Here is a 14059-nt window from a genome sequence, read left to right as displayed (position 1 = left end):
CAGTGATAGCAAATCGCCGCCCCTCGCCCGGAGTCGACGATTTGGCCGCCCTCCCCGTTGATGGTCGTCTCGATGAAAATAAAAAATAAGCTGGTACTTGCTTTCGTATCTGTCGCTTTTATACCGGTCAGCCTGGTCGCAGTGATCTCCGTCATGAACACACGGACCCAGGCGGTCGAACAATTCATTGATGGCAGCACCCGTGAAATACGCCAGATCGATGGCAACATCCGGCAGTTCTTTGATGGCACGCTGCAGAACGTCGATCAAATGTCCGCCGATCCTGTATACACTTCCGTGAACACGTTAAAGGATTACCAGCCGGCCAACGCGGCCAGCCAGCCAATGCCAGCCCAGGCACAGCAGGTCATCGACCAGTTCGCACGGTTTGGTGCCACCCACCCGTCAGCCGCCATTTTGTCCATCGGCCTGGAGGACGGTACCTACGCCAAGTGGCCGGATGACCCACAACTGGCCAAGTACGACCCGCGCACCCGCCCCTGGTACAAGGCCGCCATGGCCAGCCCCGGCAAGACCGTGCGCACCCCTGCTTACTATTACGACAAGGACGACGTGGCCCTGGTGGGTACCGCCCGCGCCTTGCTAGATAACGCCGGCAAACCCAAGGGCGTGTTCGTGGTGAGCGTGTCGCTGAAAAACCTCACCGAGTTGCTCAAGAGCATCAAGCTGGGCGAAAGCGGTTACGTGATGCTGATCGAAGACGGCGTGGTGCTGGTGGACCCGCGCAATGCCGCGCACAACTTCAAGCCGCTCAAAGACCTCGGCGCGCCCTATGCGCACCTGGCCGAAACGCCCCAGGGCTCTACCGAAGTGGTGATCGACGGGGTGCGCTACATGGCCAACGTCTGGACGTCGCCGGGCCTGGGCTGGCGGTATGTGGGCCTGATCGAATACAACGAAGTGATGGCCGCCGCCACGCGCATGACCTATATCACCACGGTCATCGTCGCGGTGCTGGTGCTGATCTTCGGGCTGATTGCGGCGGCGTTTTCCAAGGTGATCGTCAAGCCCATCGGCCAGGTGAGCACCGGCTTGCAATCGATCGCCCAGGGCGAAGGCGATCTGCGCCACGAACTGCACGTGCAGGGCAAGGACGAAACCGCCGAGCTGGCGGGCTGGTTCAACAAGTTCCTCGCGGCGATCCGCCAGTTGATCCAGCACATCGGCGCGGCGTCGACCAACTTGCAGGACGCGTCCAAGGTCAACAGCGAAGTGGCGCACAACATGAACGAAGCGGCCGGGCGCCAGCGTGAGGCGGTGGAACTGGTGTCCACCGCGTTCAACGAAATGGTGGCCACGGCCAACGAGGTGGCGCGCTCATGCAGCGGCGCGGCGGAATCGGCCGAGAACGGCCATCGCCGAGTGGCCGAAGGCAAGCAGCAGATTGAAGTGACCACCGACAACGTCAACCGCCTGGGCCGGCGCCTGACCGAATCGTCCCAGGCCATGGTCGAGCTGGAAGCTGGCAGCCGCAGCATCAACCAGATCCTCGGCACCATCCGCGCCATCGCCGAACAGACCAACCTGTTGGCGCTCAACGCCGCCATCGAAGCGGCGCGCGCCGGCGACCAGGGCCGGGGGTTTGCGGTGGTGGCCGACGAGGTGCGTGCGTTGGCCAAGCGCACCTCCGACTCCACCGGCGAGATCGAGCAGTTGCTCGGCACCCTGGGCAGCAAAACCGAGGAAGTCACCCAGAAGATGAGCAGTTGCCTGGACCTGTCCCGCGCCAGTGTGTCGTCCATCGAAAACGCACGGGACAGCTTTGAAGGCATCCAGCTGTCGGTCAACGAGATCCGCGACCAGAACCTGCAGATCTCTGCCGCCGCCGAGGAACAGCACAGCGTGGCCGAAGAGATCAATCGGCATATCCAGCAGATCTACGACGAAGCCCGTTTGGTGGAAAGCCTGGCCAACTCGGCCCAGGACGATTCGGGGCGGCTGGCTGACCTGTCGGCGGAGCTGAATGGATTGGTGGGGCGCTTCAAGTCGTAGCGCCCGCCGTAATCAGCCACGGTGGCGGTGGAAATCCGCGATCTGCTGCCACATCGCAACCGGGTTGGAATACATCGGGAAATGCCCGCACTGCGCAATCGGCGCCAGGCGCACACCATGGGCCTGGATGTGCGGCAGGTAGGACAGCGAGGCGTTTTGCTCGCCGTACATGAACATCTTCGGGCAAGGCAGCCCGAGGAACTTGCCCATCAGGTCGCCATGGTCAGACAACTCGACCATCGACTGGAAGATCCCGCGCACCGCCCCCGCCCGCACCTTGTGGCGCAGGCTCGCCGAATAGAAGGCGCTGGCATAGGCCGGCGCCTGGCGGGTGCGTTCGATAAAGGCGTTGAAAAACACCTCGGGATCGTCTGCGGGAAAGTCGACGATCTGGCGGCTGAGAAAGCAGTCTTCGGGGGCGATGTTGCCTTCGATATCGGTAAAGCTCAGCACCCGGCCGGGGAAGCGGTGCGCCAACATCAACGCGGTCAAGCCGCCCATGGAGTGGCCCACCAGGTGGAAGCGCTCGATCGCAAAATGCTCCAGCACCTGCACTGCCGTTTCCAGCAAGAAAGGAATGCAGATCTTCGACAGATCAGCACATTCGCTTTCGCCACAGCCGGGCGCGTCGTAAGCGATGAAGGGATGCCCGTCGAAGGCCGGGTGCAGGACGATATCGGCGTAGTCTTCCTTGGTGGACCCGAATCCGTGCAAAAACAGGATGGGCGCACGTTCGCCGGTGCGATGCAGCGCGGCAATGTTCAGCGAGACGCCGTCTACCGTCAGCGGCAGGTGGGTGTGGACGAACGACATGACAGGGGCTCCCGGAACAGAAAAGCCGCCACTGTCAGGGGATTTGAGCGGCGTGTAAATAACGGATTCCGGAACGTATTCATACGCCAATCGTATGAACCTGAAACTGCGCAACCACTTCCGCCACCAACGGGTTGGGCCGCTCGCTGTTCCAGGCCACGGCGGTGGTCACCACATGGAGTTTTTGCGTCAACGCCCGCAGCACCACGTTGTCCGGTGCGAGCTTCTTCAACGACGCCGGCACCAACGCAATGCCCTGACCGCAACTGACAAACGCGATTTGCGACGCCACCGAACGCACTTCATGCAACACCCGTGGCGAAAACCCGCTGGCGCGGCAGGTGGCGATCAGGTTATCGAAGTACACCGGGCTGACCTTGCGCGAGAACATCACCAGTGGCTCGGAGGCCAGGCTCGACAGGCTGATGCGCGTGCGGGCGGCCAACGGATGATCGCTGGGCAGCGCCACCATCAGGCGGTCTTCCAGCAAGGGCAACGACTGCACGGCCGGGCCCAGGTCACCGTCCAGGCGGGCGAACGCCAGGTCAATGTCCCCCGCTTCCAGGGCCGGCACCGCCTCGACGCTGTCGATCTCGCGCACAGAGACGGTGAGGTGCGGATATTGCTGCTTGAGCCGATCGATCAGGCCCGGCAGCACATCAAACATCGCCGTGGAGATCGCGCCGATGGTCAACATGCCCGACTGCCCCGCCACCGCCTCCTCCACCGCCAGCTCCAGGCGCTCCAGCTGTTCGGCGAATTTGCGCACGGCGGGCAGGATCGCCGCGCCCACCGGTGTGAGCTTGGCGCCACGCCGCGAACGCTCGAACAGCGTGACCTTGAGCGCCTGCTCCAGCACCTGGATCTGCTCGCTCAACGGTGGTTGGGACATGCCCAGGCGCTTGGCGGCGCGGCCGAAGTTCTGTTCTTCGGCAACGGCGAGGAACAGCCAGAGGTGGCGAATCAGGCGGAAGTTGATCATCGAATGTCCATAGGCTTGGCGTATGCAACGCGGGGTTGAACGCCAATATACCTATCTATCCCTGTTGTGAAACCATCCAGGCTACAAAGGTATCCAGACGACTCAAGAACGCGTCGCGCTCGGCGCTGGGGTTTCTGGCTTCGAACAGAAAGTACGCCACCTGAACGCGCATCGTGGGGTACTGCTGGACGAACCCACCGACGTGCTCTTCCAGCGTGTGCGGCCAGTCTGGCGCGTCATGCTCGCGCAGTGTTTGCGTCGAGCGGATCAGCTTGCGCGACGCCTCACGCTGCAGGCGCAGACGCTCCGGTGCGTCACTGGCCAGATCAATGCGCTCGCGATACGCCGCCAAGATCTGTTGGAAGTCCCCGTTGAGCGCCTGCGCAATGTCCCGCGACGGTCGGAACAGTTCAAAGTGCGGCGCAAGGTCATCGCCCCAGACACAGCGGCAACCGTGCTTGAGCCAGTAGCCCCAGCGGTTGTTCTGCTCGGGTGCCAGCACCTCGGTGCGGTGGCCAATATCGAAGTCGATCTTGATGACTTCCGGGTGCCGTTGTTCCAGCGTCTGTCGAATGCGTTCCAGTAGCTCCAACGCGTGGGCGTCGGGTGGCTCGTTCAATACCAGCGTCAGGTCCAGGTCGGACACCCCAGGGCTGGCCTCGCCCCGTGCGACGCTGCCGTAAAGATAGAGGCTGTGCAGCCCTACTTCGGGCTGGGAAAGGCTCTGGCAGACGTCCGCCATCAACGGTTCGAATTCAGGCTGGACCGGGCCATCGCCCACAGTGAGGATAAAACCGTCCGCGTCGACACCTGCAGGGTGCATGGCACTCATGGGTGATGCACCTCGATCACCAACCCTTGCGCCTCAGTGGGCACGCAGAAGTGACGGGTAATCAGGTCAAACTCGGCGTCGGTGGCGGCAAAGTCGTGCTCACCGCCGGCATTGCGCGCATGCAGCCGGGCGCGGCAGGTGGCGTCGTCCAGTTCAAGGTAGTGCAGGCAGTGCGGCGCCTGGGCCGCTTGCGCCAGGCCCAGCAGCCATTCGCGATTGGCCAGGGTGTTGGCGGGAAAATCCAGCACCACATTGACGCCCGATTGCAACAGGTTGATCACCAGCGGCCCCAACACCCCGCGAATGCGTTGGGCGCGGTTGAGATAGTCGGCAATCGACAGGATTTCGCCTGGGTAGAGTTTGGTGAGCCAATGGTCTTCGCTGAGCACAACCGCCGCGTGCTCGGCGGCAAGGTGTTTGGCCAGGGTGGATTTGCCCGAGGCGATCTTGCCGCAGAGCAGGTGCAGGGTGGGCATGGAGAGGCTCCTTCTATCTGGCCAGCGAGCATGCCCGCCAACGCGCACGGGCGCAACGCCGTTCGATCCTTGGACTATGCTCAAGCAGCCGTGGGGAGCACAGCCCCAACCGCACGCACAACATGGCCTTTTGGATAGGAAGTCCTATGACCACAAAGACGAGCGTATTGGGCGTACTCGCCCTGCTACCCATCGCCCTGGCACACGCCGACGATGGCGGCCTGAGTTTCTGGGTACCAGGGCAGTTCGGCGCACTGGCTGCCGCCCCCGTCACCCCGGGCTGGAGCCTGCCGCTGATCTACTACCACGTGAACGCCAGTGACAACAAAAATGCCGTGGTGCCGCGTGGCGGGCGCACGGTGGTCGGGCTGGATGCCAAGGCCGATCTGCTGTTCGCCAGCCCCACCTACACCTTCGCCACGCCGGTGCTCGGCGGCGCCCAGGCCGCCATTTCTGCGATAGCGGCGGTGGCACGCTCCGAAGCCAGCGTGGATGCGACCATCACCGGCCCGCGTGGCCGATCCTTCTCCGGTGGCACGAATGACAGCCTCAAGGGCGGCAGCGACCTCTACCTGCTCGGCACCCTGAAGTGGAACCACGGCGTGCACAACTTCATGGCCTACTCCATGGGCAATATCCCCATTGGCGCCTACGACCCCAACCGCCTGGTGAACATCGGCCTGGGCCACGCGGCCCTGGATGCCGGGGGTGGCTACACCTATTTCGACAAGACCAACGAGTTTTCTGCGGTCGCCGGCATGACCTACAACTGGAAGAACAACGACACCGACTACCAGAACGGCGTTGACGCCCATATCGACCTGAGCGCCTCGCACTTCCTCACCTCGCAAACCCTGGTCGGGCTGGTGGGCTACTACTTCGAACAAGTCACCGGGGACAGCGGCAGCGGCGCGGTGCTGGGGGACTTCAAGTCGCGGGTCGCCGGGATCGGCCCCCAGGCCGGGCACTTCTTCAAGGTGGGCGAAGGGCTGTGGTACGCCAACATCAAGGGCTATTACGAGTTCGACGCCAAGAACCGCCCCGAGGGCTGGAACATGTGGGTGTCGCTGGTGATTCCCTTGAACGGCAAGCAGTAAATGGTTCTACGCGGTGCGGCGCTGCCAGTGTTCGTAGAAGGCCAGCGCCGCCACGTTCTTGTCCTTGGCCTCCAGCATGATGTCGAAGCGGTCGAGAAACTGCAGTGCGTAATCGTTGGTCCAGCGGTTCCACATCTGGTCGCTGTGGCCGTATAGATCGCGCTTGGACACCACCTTCAGCAGCGCCTCCATTTCCAGCTTGTGCTCGGCATCAAAGCCCAGTGCCTGCAGGCTCTCCTGGGGCTGGGAGTAATGCATCGTTGGGCGCACGCCGCGCCAGCTGTCGATCACTTGGGCCACCCGGGGCGAATGGGGGTCGATGTACTCGTTTTCATTGATCCAGCAATGGTGGATGTCCAGCACCACCGGCGCCAGGTCGGCGACTTGCAGGCAGTGGTCGAGGCCGTAGGTCTTCTCGTCGTTCTCGAAGGTGATGCAGTTGCGCGCCACCTCGGACAAACGCGGCCACACCGCCCGGGTGCCCTCCACACCCAGGCGGCCGGCAATGTGCACGTTGCACTTGAGGTCCTGGAACCGGCGGCCGTAGCCCATCATGCGGATCATGTCGGCGTGGTATTCGAATTCGGCCAGGCTGTTTTCCACCACGCCGGGGTTTTCCGAGCCCAGCACGCAATATTGGCCGGGGTGGAACGACAAGCGGATATCCGAAGCGCGCGCCAGGTCGCCAATGGCGGCGAACCCTTCGACCAGTTGCCGCTCGATCGCCGGGTCTTTATACACATCCGCCACTTTCGGGTGGCTGTAGAACGGCAGCAGGTCGCTGCTCAGGCGCAGCATGCGCAACATCGGCGGCAACCCGGCCACGTAAGCCAGCAGGTGCAATTGGGCTTGCAGGTTGTGCGTGACCACCTCGACCAGTTTTTCGCGGGCCACTTGCGGCGTGACGCTGTCTATCCAGCGCAAGGTCGTGCTGCGAGGGTTGAACGGCCCTTCAATCAGCTTCAAGGCACTGGCCGACAGCAGGCGTTCGGGGTGCTTGTATTGGCAGGGAAAGCCGATGCGAGGATGGGTCATGGAGGCGCCTGGCAGAAGAAAAGTTCGCAATGATACGGCCTTAGGCCCAGGCCACCGTAGAGGGTTCACACTATTTCGAAACGTTTCACGCTGAACTTTCTCACGCGTGGTGCGCTCACTTCCTATGCGCTGCCCCGTCCAGGGGCGTTGTACAACAAGGAGCCGCCATCACCATGACTACCCTCCCCACCTACCGATACGCACCCGGGCCGCTGCATGCGACCTTACTCGCCGGCACCGTGCCGTTGTTTCTGGGCGCCCTGCTCAGCGACATTGCCTACACCCAGACCTACCAGATTCAATGGGCCAACTTCGCGTCCTGGCTGATCGCCGGCGCGTTGGTGTTCGCAGGCTTCGCGTTTTTATTCGCGCTGGTCAACCTGCTTCGTGCCCGGCCCAAGGCCGGGCAACCCACGCGTTACGTCCTGCTGCTGTTGGCCACCTGGGTACTGGGGCTGGTCAATGCCTTCCAGCACGCCAAAGACGCGTACGGCTCGATGCCGGGCGGCTTGATACTGTCGGCCATCGTTTTGTTGCTGGCCTTGGCAGCGACCTGGACCGGCTTGCGCTCGGGAGGTGTCAAATGAAGACGTCCAGCACCCTGACGCTGTTGAGCGCCGCCCTGTTGTTGAGCGCCTGCGGCGGCGAAGGCGACAAGACCCAGGCTCGCGGCCCCGACCCGAAGTTGCCGGCACAGCAAAGCAGCCTGTTGCCCAGCATGAAGATTGCCCAACCGACGCCCTGGGGCGAGCAGAAACCCACCGTGCCCGAAGGCTACCGCGTCACCGCCATCGCCACCGACCTCGCCATCCCGCGTCAGACCCTGGTGTTGCCCAATGGCGACATTCTCGTCGCCGAAGGCCGTGGCGGCAGTGCGGCCAAGCTCAAGCCCAAGGATGTGATCGCCAGCGTGATCAAGGCCGAGGGCAACACCAAGGTCAAGGGCGGCAACCGCCTGACCCTGCTGCGCGATGCCGACGGTGATGGTACGTACGAACTCAGGACCGTCTTCGCCGACAACCTCAACGCGCCTTATGGCCTGGCGTATGCCAACGGCAAACTCTACGTGGCCAACCAGGATGCCCTGGTCAGTTTCGACTACGCCGACGGCCAGACCAAAGCCGCAGGCCCGCCCACGACAGTCACTGACCTGCCGGCGCAGATCAACCACCACTGGACCAAGTCCCTGGCGGTGAGCGCGGACGGCAGCCAGCTTTATGTGGGCATCGGCTCCAACAGCAACGTCACCGAGCGTGGCATGGAGGTGGAGATCGACCGCGCAATGGTCTGGCAGATCGACGCCGCCACCGGCGCGCACAAGCCTTACGCCACTGGCCTGCGCAACCCGACGGCGCTGACGATCCAACCGGACACCGGACAACTGTGGACGGTGGTCAACGAACGCGACGAGCTGGGCCCGGACCTGGTGCCGGACTACCTGACCTCGGTGCGTGAAGGCGCGTTCTACGGCTGGCCCTACAGTTACTGGGGCCAGAACGTCGACCCGCGCGCCCAGCCACAAAACCCGGCCAAGGTCGCCGCCGCGATCAAGCCGGATTACAGCCTGGGTTCCCACGTGGCAGCGCTGGGCGTGGACTTTTCCATCCCGCAAATGGGCGAGAAATTCGCCGACGGCGTGTTCGTCGGAGAGCACGGCAGCTGGAACCGCGACAACCCGGTGGGCTACAAAGTGATTTTCGTGCCCTTCAGCAACGGCAAGCCGTCCGGTGAGCCGGTTGACTTTGCCACCGGTTTTCGCGGTGAAGACGGCAAGACCCGTGGGCGGCCGGTTGGCGTGACGGTAGACCCGAAAGGTGCGCTGATCATCGCCGATGACCTGGCCAATACCCTTTGGCGGGTAACCCGCATCCAATAAGCAAAGTGTTTGACATGGTTGCCTAAAGCAACAATATAATTGCCTCAGGCAACCATTCGAGCATCCCGCTATGTCTACCCCCCTGCTTGTCGAACGCGCCGGCATCGTGCGCGGCTTCAACCGCTTCTATACCCACCAGATCGGCGTGCTGCAGGAACACCTGCTGCAAAGCGACTTTTCCCTGACTGAAATCCGCGTGATGTACGAGCTGTCGACCCGGGGCGACCTGACCAGTGCAGACCTGTGCCAGATGCTCAGCCTCGACGCGGGTTACCTGAGCCGGTTAACCAGCGGCCTCGAAAAGAAAGGCCTGATCGAAAAAGTCCGCTCCACCACCGACGCCCGCGCACTGCAACTGCACCTCAGCGATCACGGTCGTGCAGTGCTCGCGCCCCTGGAACAGCAGACCCAGAGCGAAGTCATCGCCCTGCTCGACAGCCTGCCCGAGACACAACAGCGGCAACTCACCGAGGCCATGAAACGCATCCAGGCCCTGCTGCAAGGCACGGCGCCAGGCTACCTGCTGCGCGATCCCCAACCCGGCGACATGGGTACAGTGGTGCAGCAACAAACCGCGCTGTATGCCCGTGAATATGGCTGGAACTGGGAGTTCGAAGCGCTGGTGGCGGAGACAGTCGCCAAGTACTTGAGGGCGTTTGATCCGACGTGCGAGCGCTGCTGGATCGCAGAGAAGGACGGTGAAGTGGTGGGGTCGGTGTTTGTGATTCGCCACGACGACAACACCGCCCAGCTGCGCATGCTCTACGTGGACGCCAGTGCGCGAGGCATGGGGATCGGCCAACGGCTGGTGGATGAGTGTGTGCGTTTTGCCCAGCAGGTGGGTTACCAGCGCATGCAGTTGTGGACCGTGGACATCCTCGCCACTGCCCGCAAGCTCTATCAGAACGCCGGGTTCGCGTTGGTCGAGGAAGAAACGCTGGACACCTTCGGCAAATCCCTGGTCAGCCAGACCTGGGCCCGCGACCTGTGAAGCCATCCCGCGCCGTTGCGGCGCGGGACGTCTCGCCTTACAGGTCGGTGATTTCCTTGTGGCGTGGCACCAGCGCTTTCATCACGCTCCAGGCCACCAGGTACGCCAGTGCGCAGATCGCGAACATGATCATGTAGCCGGTGTGGATGTCGTTGATGGACTTGTAGTAATCGAAAACCCAACCGCCGATCTTGGTCATCACCACACCGCCCAGCCCACCGGCCATGCCGCCGATCCCCACCACCGAGGCCACGGTTTTTTGCGGGAACATGTCGGACACGGTGGTGAAGATGTTGCACGACCACGCCTGGTGCGCTGAAGCGCCCACGCCGATCAGCAATACCGGCACCCAGAAGCTGAGGTAACCGAACGGCTGCGCCAGCAACACCACCAGCGGGAACAGCGCGATCACCAGCATGGCTTTCATGCGGCCGTCATACGGGGCATCGCCACGTGCCATGAAGTAGCTGGGGAACCAGCCGCCGCCGATACTGCCAACCATGGTCATGCTGTACAGCACGGCCAGGGGCATCACGATGTCGGCGCCTTTCATGCCGTACTGCGCCGACAGGTAGGTGGGCAGCCAGAACAGGAAGAACCACCACACGCCGTCGGTCATGAACTTGCCAAAGGCAAACGCCCAGGTCTGGCGGTAGGTCAGCAGCTTGAACCACGAGACTTTCTTCTCGACCGCGCCGGCCGGTGCCGGGGTGAACGGCTGTACGGTCTGATCGCTGCGGATGTAGGCCAATTCGGCGGCCGACAGGCGCTTTTGCTCTTCAGGCTTTTGGTAAAGGCCGATCCACACCGCCACCCACACAAAACCCAGGGCGCCGATCACGATAAATGCCGCTTCCCAGCCCCACAGGCCGGCGATCAATGGCACACAGATGGGCGCCAGAATCGCGCCCACGTTGGCACCGGAGTTGAAAATGCCGGTGGCCAGGGAGCGTTCTTTCTTGGGGAAGTATTCGGCGGTGGCCTTGATCGCAATCGGGAAGTTACCCGCCTCGCCAATCGCCAGCACCGCGCGGGAGAGCATGAAGCCGGCAATCGACACCGGAATCACCGCCAGCCCGATGGCCCCGCTGATCGCCGCGACGCCCTCGCCCATCGGCACCGCGAACGCATGCATGATGGCGCCCGTGGACCAGATACCAATGGCCACGATATAGGCCGCCTTGGTGCCGATCTTGTCGACAAAGCGCCCGGCAAACAGCATGGAGATGGCATAGACAAACTGGAACACCGCCGCGATGTTGGCGTAGTCGGTGTTGCTCCAGCCAAATTGCGTCGACAACTGCGGCGCCAGCAGGCTGAGCACCTGCCGGTCGAGGTAGTTGACGGTGGTCGCGAAGAACAACATCGCGCAGATGGTCCAGCGATAGTTGCCTACAGCTTGGCCAACGCGCTGGGCGTTGATGGGCTCGTTCAAGTTCATGGCATCACTTTTTTATTTTTGTTAGGTAAGACATACATAACGTCATATGTCGTCGTACAACTGTGACTTTTATATCGGGCCGCCTACAGGCTGTCAATCTGAAAGATCGCTGTTATTCAGGTATTACGCGGCGATGTGAAATGTCAGGCAAAATCAGTTGTAGGACGACAAATGTGGAAAACCCGGCTGGGCGCCTTGTCGGGTACGTCGTCGAGCAGGCCATAGGGCTGCATGCCGATCTTTTCCAGCACGCGGATCGACGCGGCGTGGTCTGGCCGCACCAGGCCGAAGACTTCGGGCAGGCCGAGTGTTTCGAATGCCAGCGCCAGCCCATCACGGCCCAACTCGGTGGCGTAGCCCTGCCCCCAGGCTTCCACTGCAAAGCGGTACCCGAGGTTGATACGTCGGTCGGTCAGGTAATCGAGTGGCGCCACACCCCCAAAGCCGATGAGGTGATCCGGCGCTTCGCCACGCGCAATCGCCCACCAGCCATAGCCCTCGGTGGCCCACTGCTGGAGCCAGTGATCGAGCAGGCGTTGTGCAACTTCCAGGCTCGCCATCGGGCCAGCGGGGTTGAACTGGTTGGTGCGCGGATCGCCGAAGATCGCGAACAATCGCTGTACGTCACTTGGTTGTGGCTGGCGGTAGATCAGTCGTGCAACAGCTGTAGCCATACGAATATTCCTGTAGTGAGCGGGCTTGCCCCGCGCCGGCGCCGCCGAGATCGCAATTTGACAATTTAACCTGGGTGGCCGGGTTGACGCTGGCGCGGGGCAAGCCCGCTCACTACAAACCTTCGTAGGCCATCCACCCCAGACACGGCAAACCTTGCGCCCGAAAGCAAAAAAACAAATTAGCGGTGAATTTTTTCGTGTCGGCTTGTATCTGAACTGACAGAGCGGTGCCATCGCCACGATGGCACCTCCCCTGTTCTGTTTTAGAGTGTCCCGCATGAAATTACGTAAGAAAAGCGTCAAACCCATCGGATTGAAAGACATCACGATTGTCGACGATACCAAAGTGCGCAAGGCGATCACCGCCGCCGCGCTGGGTAACGCCATGGAATGGTTCGACTTCGGCGTCTACGGTTTCGTCGCCTACGTACTGGGCAAGGTGTTCTTCCCGGACGCATCGCCCAGCGTACAGATGATCGCCGCACTGGCGACCTTCTCCGTGCCCTTCCTGATCCGCCCGCTGGGTGGCCTGTTCTTCGGCGCCCTGGGTGACAAATACGGGCGGCAAAAGGTACTCGCCGCCACCATCGTGATCATGTCCCTGAGCACCTTTGCCATCGGCCTGATCCCCGGCTATGACAGCATCGGCATCTGGGCGCCGATCCTGTTGCTGCTGTGCAAAATGGCCCAGGGGTTCTCGGTGGGCGGCGAATACACCGGCGCGTCGATCTTCGTCGCCGAATACGCCCCGGACCGCAAGCGCGGGTTCCTCGGCAGCTGGCTGGACTTCGGCTCCATCGCCGGTTTCGTGCTTGGCGCGGGCGTGGTGGTGTTGATCTCCAGCGTGCTGGGCGACGAGCAGTTCGAAGCCTGGGGCTGGCGCCTGCCGTTCTTCCTCGCCCTGCCCCTGGGCATCATCGGCCTGTACCTGCGTCACGCGCTGGAGGAAACCCCGGCGTTCCAGCAACACATGGACAAGCTCGAAACAGGCGACCGCCAAGGCCTGACTCACGGCCCCAAAGTGTCCTTCAAGGAAGTCGCCACCAAGCACTGGCGCAGCCTGCTGACCTGCATCGGGATCGTCGCGGCCACCAACGTGACGTACTACATGCTGCTCACCTACATGCCGAGCTACCTGTCGCACAACCTGCACTACAAAGAAAACAGCGGCGTGCTGATCATCATCGCGATCATGGTGGGCATGCTGTTCGTGCAGCCGTTCATTGGGTTTGTCAGCGACAAAATCGGTCGCAAACCTTTCATCATCGGCGGCAGCATTGGCCTGTTGGTGCTGTCCATTCCGGCGTTCATGTTGATTACCAGTGGCAAGATCGGCCTGATCTTCGCAGGTTTGCTGATCCTGGCCGTGGTGTTGAACTTCTTCATCGGCGTGATGGCCTCGACGCTGCCGGCGATGTTCCCTACCCACATCCGCTACAGCGCGCTGGCCAGTGCGTTCAACGTCTCGGTGCTGATCGCCGGCCTGACGCCCACGGCCGTGGCCTGGCTGGTGGAAAGCACCAATGACCTGTACATGCCGGCCTACTACCTGATGGTGTTTGCGGTGGTCGGCCTGATCACCGGCCTGACCATGAAAGAAACCGCCAACAAGCCCCTGCGCGGTGCAGCGCCGGCGGCATCGGACATGGAAGAAGCCAAGGAATTGCTGCAGGAACACCACGACAATATCGAGCAGAAGATCGAAGACATCGATGCCGAGATTGCCGCGCTGGAAGCCAAGCGCCAGAACCTGGTGCAACAGCACCCCCGCATCAACTGACCCATAACTTGTAGTGAGCGGGCTTGCTGTGGCGAGCGGGCTTGTCCCG

The 14059-nt window shown here is 62.2% G+C and carries 13 protein-coding genes and 1 pseudogene; 7 read left to right on the top strand and 7 right to left on the bottom strand.

Annotated features, from left to right (window positions below):
* Positions 1 to 60: 60 nt before the first annotated feature.
* Both HX792_RS30590 and HX792_RS30585 read left to right on the top strand, forming a co-directional pair.
* Positions 61 to 1158, top strand: a pseudogene (locus HX792_RS30590) (cache domain-containing protein); the annotation flags it as partial.
* 87 nt (positions 1159 to 1245) lie between these two features.
* Positions 1246 to 2013 (top strand): methyl-accepting chemotaxis protein, encoded by a 768-nt coding sequence (locus tag HX792_RS30585; RefSeq protein ID WP_371319343.1) that lies wholly within the window; start codon positions 1246 to 1248, stop codon positions 2011 to 2013.
* A gap of 12 nt (positions 2014 to 2025) precedes the next feature.
* On the opposite strand, the gene HX792_RS09680 is transcribed toward HX792_RS30585, so the two are convergent.
* From HX792_RS09680 to HX792_RS09665, 4 genes are all read right to left on the bottom strand, one after another.
* A complete protein-coding gene (locus tag HX792_RS09680; protein ID WP_176995860.1) occupies positions 2026 to 2826 on the bottom strand; it encodes an alpha/beta fold hydrolase in 801 nt (266 codons plus the stop codon).
* A 79-nt stretch (positions 2827 to 2905) separates the two neighbouring features.
* Positions 2906 to 3808, bottom strand: coding sequence for a LysR family transcriptional regulator (locus tag HX792_RS09675; protein WP_176995859.1), 903 nt, complete (start codon positions 3806 to 3808; stop codon positions 2906 to 2908).
* Between the two features lie 55 nt (positions 3809 to 3863).
* Positions 3864 to 4640, bottom strand: coding sequence for a nucleotidyltransferase domain-containing protein (locus tag HX792_RS09670; RefSeq protein ID WP_176995858.1), 777 nt, complete (start codon positions 4638 to 4640; stop codon positions 3864 to 3866).
* Positions 4637 to 5116, bottom strand: a complete 480-nt coding sequence (locus HX792_RS09665) for an ATP-binding protein (RefSeq protein ID WP_176995857.1) — start codon at positions 5114 to 5116, stop codon at positions 4637 to 4639. Before HX792_RS09665 ends, HX792_RS09670 begins: the two co-directional genes overlap by 4 nt.
* Positions 5117 to 5262: 146 nt before the next feature.
* Here HX792_RS09665 and HX792_RS09660 point away from each other — a divergent pair, with 146 nt between their 5' ends.
* Positions 5263 to 6213 (top strand): transporter, encoded by a 951-nt coding sequence (locus HX792_RS09660; protein WP_176995856.1) that lies wholly within the window; start codon positions 5263 to 5265, stop codon positions 6211 to 6213.
* Between the two features lie 6 nt (positions 6214 to 6219).
* On the opposite strand, the gene HX792_RS09655 is transcribed toward HX792_RS09660, so the two are convergent.
* Positions 6220 to 7248 carry a UV damage endonuclease UvsE gene (locus HX792_RS09655; RefSeq protein ID WP_176995855.1) on the bottom strand — a complete coding sequence of 343 codons (1029 nt, stop codon included), beginning with the start codon at positions 7246 to 7248 and terminating at the stop codon, positions 6220 to 6222.
* Positions 7249 to 7421: 173 nt separating this feature from the next.
* Here HX792_RS09655 and HX792_RS09650 point away from each other — a divergent pair, with 173 nt between their 5' ends.
* From HX792_RS09650 to HX792_RS09640, 3 genes are all read left to right on the top strand, one after another.
* Complete coding sequence (locus HX792_RS09650) at positions 7422 to 7835, top strand: DUF2231 domain-containing protein (RefSeq protein ID WP_218172601.1); 414 nt, start codon at positions 7422 to 7424, stop codon at positions 7833 to 7835.
* On the top strand, positions 7832 to 9124 hold the full coding sequence (locus HX792_RS09645) for a sorbosone dehydrogenase family protein (protein ID WP_176995854.1): 1293 nt from the start codon (positions 7832 to 7834) through the stop codon (positions 9122 to 9124). Before HX792_RS09650 ends, HX792_RS09645 begins: the two co-directional genes overlap by 4 nt.
* A 70-nt stretch (positions 9125 to 9194) precedes the next feature.
* Positions 9195 to 10115 carry a helix-turn-helix domain-containing GNAT family N-acetyltransferase gene (locus HX792_RS09640; RefSeq protein WP_176995853.1) on the top strand — a complete coding sequence of 307 codons (921 nt, stop codon included), beginning with the start codon at positions 9195 to 9197 and terminating at the stop codon, positions 10113 to 10115.
* 37 nt (positions 10116 to 10152) lie between these two features.
* Here HX792_RS09640 and HX792_RS09635 read toward each other — a convergent pair whose 3' ends face one another.
* Together HX792_RS09635 and HX792_RS09630 are read right to left on the bottom strand one after the other, a co-directional pair.
* On the bottom strand, positions 10153 to 11556 hold the full coding sequence (locus tag HX792_RS09635; protein ID WP_176995852.1) for an MFS transporter: 1404 nt from the start codon (positions 11554 to 11556) through the stop codon (positions 10153 to 10155).
* A 143-nt stretch (positions 11557 to 11699) separates the two neighbouring features.
* Positions 11700 to 12230: a GNAT family N-acetyltransferase gene (locus HX792_RS09630; protein ID WP_176995851.1), complete on the bottom strand. Its 531-nt coding sequence runs from the start codon at positions 12228 to 12230 to the stop codon at positions 11700 to 11702.
* A 277-nt stretch (positions 12231 to 12507) separates the two neighbouring features.
* Between HX792_RS09630 and proP the strand changes: the two genes are divergently transcribed.
* On the top strand, positions 12508 to 14010 hold the full coding sequence (gene proP / locus HX792_RS09625) for a glycine betaine/L-proline transporter ProP (RefSeq protein ID WP_176995850.1): 1503 nt from the start codon (positions 12508 to 12510) through the stop codon (positions 14008 to 14010).
* Positions 14011 to 14059: the final 49 nt, after the last annotated feature.

The organism is Pseudomonas sp. B6002, assembly GCF_013385985.1.
Taxonomy (GTDB): Bacteria; Pseudomonadota; Gammaproteobacteria; order Pseudomonadales; family Pseudomonadaceae; genus Aquipseudomonas.
Note: the sequence above shows the minus strand (reverse complement) of the source record. Positions and strands in the feature narration are given on the sequence as shown.

Excerpts from the sequence above, each read along its gene's own strand:
- HX792_RS30585 (WP_371319343.1), top strand. The coding sequence starts at position 1,246 with ATGAACGAAGCGGCCGGGCGCCAGCGTGAGGCGGTGGAACTGGTGTCC.
- HX792_RS09680 (WP_176995860.1), bottom strand. The coding sequence starts at position 2,826 with ATGTCGTTCGTCCACACCCACCTGCCGCTGACGGTAGACGGCGTCTCG.
- HX792_RS09675 (WP_176995859.1), bottom strand. The coding sequence starts at position 3,808 with ATGATCAACTTCCGCCTGATTCGCCACCTCTGGCTGTTCCTCGCCGTT.
- HX792_RS09670 (WP_176995858.1), bottom strand. The coding sequence starts at position 4,640 with ATGAGTGCCATGCACCCTGCAGGTGTCGACGCGGACGGTTTTATCCTC.
- HX792_RS09665 (WP_176995857.1), bottom strand. The coding sequence starts at position 5,116 with ATGCCCACCCTGCACCTGCTCTGCGGCAAGATCGCCTCGGGCAAATCC.
- HX792_RS09660 (WP_176995856.1), top strand. The coding sequence starts at position 5,263 with ATGACCACAAAGACGAGCGTATTGGGCGTACTCGCCCTGCTACCCATC.
- HX792_RS09655 (WP_176995855.1), bottom strand. The coding sequence starts at position 7,248 with ATGACCCATCCTCGCATCGGCTTTCCCTGCCAATACAAGCACCCCGAA.
- HX792_RS09650 (WP_218172601.1), top strand. The coding sequence starts at position 7,422 with ATGACTACCCTCCCCACCTACCGATACGCACCCGGGCCGCTGCATGCG.
- HX792_RS09645 (WP_176995854.1), top strand. The coding sequence starts at position 7,832 with ATGAAGACGTCCAGCACCCTGACGCTGTTGAGCGCCGCCCTGTTGTTG.
- HX792_RS09640 (WP_176995853.1), top strand. The coding sequence starts at position 9,195 with ATGTCTACCCCCCTGCTTGTCGAACGCGCCGGCATCGTGCGCGGCTTC.
- HX792_RS09635 (WP_176995852.1), bottom strand. The coding sequence starts at position 11,556 with ATGAACTTGAACGAGCCCATCAACGCCCAGCGCGTTGGCCAAGCTGTA.
- HX792_RS09630 (WP_176995851.1), bottom strand. The coding sequence starts at position 12,230 with ATGGCTACAGCTGTTGCACGACTGATCTACCGCCAGCCACAACCAAGT.
- proP (WP_176995850.1), top strand. The coding sequence starts at position 12,508 with ATGAAATTACGTAAGAAAAGCGTCAAACCCATCGGATTGAAAGACATC.